The sequence below is a fragment of the Micromonospora sp. II genome, assembly GCF_001709195.1.
Classification (GTDB): Bacteria; Actinomycetota; Actinomycetes; order Mycobacteriales; family Micromonosporaceae; genus Micromonospora; species Micromonospora chalcea.
On record NZ_LYXF01000079.1, the window covers coordinates 1 to 3,382 of the forward strand.

A 3,382-nucleotide genomic window follows, 5' to 3' on the forward strand; every position below is an offset into this window, starting at 1 on the left:
GTTCTGACCTTCGACAAGCCAGAACCTAGGCAGGACAACGGCGTGCGCCATCAACGACGCGCCCAACCACCCACAGACACGTCACAAGACCCATATTTATGACTGAGAGTCATAAGCGTCTTGAGTGCTCTCTTCTTCGGCGACCCCCACGGCGAGTCTCGGCCGCACCGGATGTGCCTGATACCGCGCGAGTTGCCGGAATCGGGGGAACGCGATGAGACGGGACGACGCTGACCGGCGGGGCGGCGGAACAGCGGGAGCGCCGGGCGCGGCCGTAGGCTGCGGGACACGGATAGGCGGGAGGGCCTGGTGGCGGAGACGACGACGGTGGCCGAGGTGACGGCCGAGCTGGCCGCGCTCGACGATCCGAAGATCCGCGCGGTCAACGAGCGGCACGGCGACGACCACGGGGTCAACCTGGGCAAGCTGCGGGCGGTCGCGAAGCGGCTGAAGACGCAGCAGGACCTCGCGCGGGAGCTGTGGGCGACCGGCGACAGCGCGGCGCGGCTGCTGGCGCTGCTGATCTGCCGGCCGAAGGCGTACGGGCGGGACGAGCTGGACGCGATGCTGCGCGAGGCGCGTACGCCGAAGGTGCACGACTGGCTCGTCAACTACGTGGTGAAGAAGAGCCCGCACGCGGAGCCGCTGCGCCTGGCCTGGTCGGCCGATCCCGATCCGGTGGTGGCGAGCGCCGGCTGGGCGCTGACCACCGAGCGGGTGGCGCGGAACCCGGACGGGCTGGACCTGGCCGGTCTGCTCGACGAGATCGAGGCGCAGATGGCCGGCGCGCCGGAGCGCCTCCAGTGGGCGATGAACCACTGCCTCGCGCAGATCGGGATCGAGCATCCGGCGTACCGGGAACGCGCGGTCGGCATCGGCGAGCGGCTCGGGGTGCTCAAGGACTACCCCACGCCGCCGGGCTGCACGTCGCCGTACGCGCCGGTCTGGATCAACGAGATGGTGCGCCGACAGCACGGCGGCCCGGACAACGGGGTATGAAGGGGCGCAGGACATTCGCGTACCCGGAAGGACCGTTTCGATGACCCTGGAACGACCGATCGCCCCGGACCCGTACGAGCTGTTGCCGACGGTGCCGTCGTTCGACCTGACCAGCGAGGACGTGCACAACGGCGAGCCGATGGACGCGCGGTACGCGCACGGCAGCACCGGCGGCGAGAACGTCTCCCCGCAGCTGTCCTGGTCGGGCTTCCCGGCCGAGACCAAGAGCTTCGTGGTCACGTGCTTCGACCCGGACGCCCCGACCGGCAGCGGCTTCTGGCACTGGGTGCTGGTGAACGTGCCCGCGTCCGTCACCGAGCTGCCCAGCGGCGTTGACGAGGGCGACCTGGGCGGCGCGTTCAGCGTCCGCAACGACTACGGCGAGACCGGCTACGGCGGCGCCGCGCCGCCCGCCGGGGACCGCCCGCACCGGTACGTGTTCGCGGTGCACGCCGTGGACGTGGACCGCCTCGACATTCCCGCCGGGGCGAGCCCGGCCTTCGTCGGCTTCAACCTGGCGTTCCACACCCTGGCCCGGGCGGTCATCCGCCCGACGTACCAGATCAAGGAGTGAGAGGTAAGGAAGGGCCCCTTGTTAACAGACGTCTGTTAACAAGGGGCCCTTCCTTACACGCGGGCGACCGCGAAGACGGACTGGCCGAACGGCGGGCGGACGCGCTGCTCGGCGGCCTTGGTGACGGGGAGCACGAGCGTGTCGTACACCTTCACCATCGGGCCCTCCTTCGGCATCAGCCGGAAGACCTTGGTGGCCATGAAGTAGCCGATCAGGCCGAGCGCGTTGGCGTAGTGGATCCGCTCCACGGTGAGGCCGGCCTCGGTCATGGCCGCGGCGAGCGTCTTCTTGGTGTAGCGGCGGACGTGGCCGGTGGCGATGTCGGCGGGGCTCATGGCGAACTGGAACGCCGGCACGATGATGACCACCGCGCCGCCGGGGCGGACCAGGTCGCGCATGCTGCGCAGCGCGCCCACGTGGTCGTCGATGTGCTCCAGCACGTTGTACGAGACGGCCGCGCTGTAGTCGCCACGCTCGTGGTGCGGGAGCAGCATCTGCCGGACCTCGACGCCCGGGTGGTCGGCCAGCCGCTCCTTGAGCTGGACCAGCCGGTCCGGGTCCGCCTCGGTGGCGGTGATCCGGGGCACCTGCTCGGCCCACGCGGAGGCGTAGTCGCCCAGGCCGCTGCCGATTTCGATCGGGTTGTCACCGAGGTAGGGCACCGCCAGCTCGACGAACCACTGCCGGTGGTTGACAGCGGTCGCGAGGCCTTCGAGCACCTCGGACTGGACGCGCTGGTCCCCAGTGATTTCTGCCATGCGTCGATTCCTCACGATATGACTGACCCGCGCCTGGACCGTCAGAGTCAACCATCTGGATGGCTGAGGGGGAAATCGGGGGACGGAGGGGGGCCGAATTGTGATGCGGAGGGGTGCCTGATCGGCGGTCGGCGAACTCGGCACATAGTACGTGAGTCTGCGGAACATTGCACCTGCCGGTCATACCCTGACTACGCTCTGAAATGTCATGACTACTCCGGAATCAGCGGCGGACCCGGCGAAAACGGGGCACGGCAGGCGGATCGATGTGCTCGCCGTGCTCAGCTTCGTGCTGCTCGCGCTCTGGGTCACCGCCCGGTTGTGGATGGACCCCCGCAACGGGATTCGGGACAATCGGACAGATCAGGCGCAATTCGAATGGATGATGGCGCATGGTGCGCGCGTCGTCACCGATTTCGCCTATCCGTTCACCTCGGACCGGATGAATGTGCCGGATGTCGTCAATCTCATGGCCAATACGTCCGTATTATCTGTTTCATTACCGCTGACCCCGATCACGCTCTGGGCGGGTCCGCGCTGGTCATTCCTGATTTTCCTCACCCTCGGGCTCGCCGCCACCGGCGTGTCCTGGTATTTCCTTCTCTCCCGAGTTGTCGTGCGGTCTCGCGGTCCGGCCTGGCTGGGTGCCGCCTTCTGCGCGTTCGCGCCGGCGATGATCTCGCACGCCAACTCGCACCCCAACATCGTCAGCCAGTTCGTGGTGCCGTTGATCATCTGGCGGACGCTGCGCCTGGCCGAGCCCGGCCGGTGGCTGCGCAACGGCGTACTCCTTGCCCTGGTGATCGTCTGGCAGGCGTTCCTCAACCTGGAGATCCTGCTGATGACCGCCATCGGCCTCGGCGTGGTGGTGCTCGCGCTCGTACTCGGCCGTCCCGCGCTGCGCTCGGCGGCCCGCCCGTTCGCCGCCGGACTCGCCGTGGCCGCGGTGGTCGCCGGGGCGCTGCTCGCGTACCCGCTCTGGGTCCAGTTCTTCGGTCCCGGCGCGTACAGCGGGCTCTCCACGCTGATCCGGGGCTACTCCACCGACCTC

Annotated in this window: 3 protein-coding genes and 1 pseudogene; 3 read left to right on the forward strand and 1 reads right to left on the reverse strand. The window is 68.7% G+C overall.

The window, feature by feature from the left end:
* Positions 1–309: 309 nt before the first annotated feature.
* Entirely contained in the window at positions 310–999 is a 690-nt protein-coding gene (locus tag A8711_RS30000) for a DNA alkylation repair protein (RefSeq protein WP_069090046.1), read from the forward strand.
* A 40-nt stretch (positions 1,000–1,039) separates the two neighbouring features.
* Entirely contained in the window at positions 1,040–1,573 is a 534-nt protein-coding gene (locus A8711_RS30005; protein ID WP_043327783.1) for a YbhB/YbcL family Raf kinase inhibitor-like protein, read from the forward strand.
* A gap of 53 nt (positions 1,574–1,626) precedes the next feature.
* Here A8711_RS30005 and A8711_RS30010 read toward each other — a convergent pair whose 3' ends face one another.
* Entirely contained in the window at positions 1,627–2,331 is a 705-nt protein-coding gene (locus A8711_RS30010; protein WP_043327784.1) for a class I SAM-dependent methyltransferase, read from the reverse strand.
* A gap of 208 nt (positions 2,332–2,539) precedes the next feature.
* Here A8711_RS30010 and A8711_RS30015 point away from each other — a divergent pair.
* A pseudogene (locus tag A8711_RS30015) lies at positions 2,540–3,382 on the forward strand (hypothetical protein); the annotation flags it as partial.

Excerpts from the sequence above, each read along its gene's own strand:
- A8711_RS30010 (WP_043327784.1), bottom strand. The coding sequence starts at position 2,331 with ATGGCAGAAATCACTGGGGACCAGCGCGTCCAGTCCGAGGTGCTCGAA.
- A8711_RS30005 (WP_043327783.1), top strand. The coding sequence starts at position 1,040 with ATGACCCTGGAACGACCGATCGCCCCGGACCCGTACGAGCTGTTGCCG.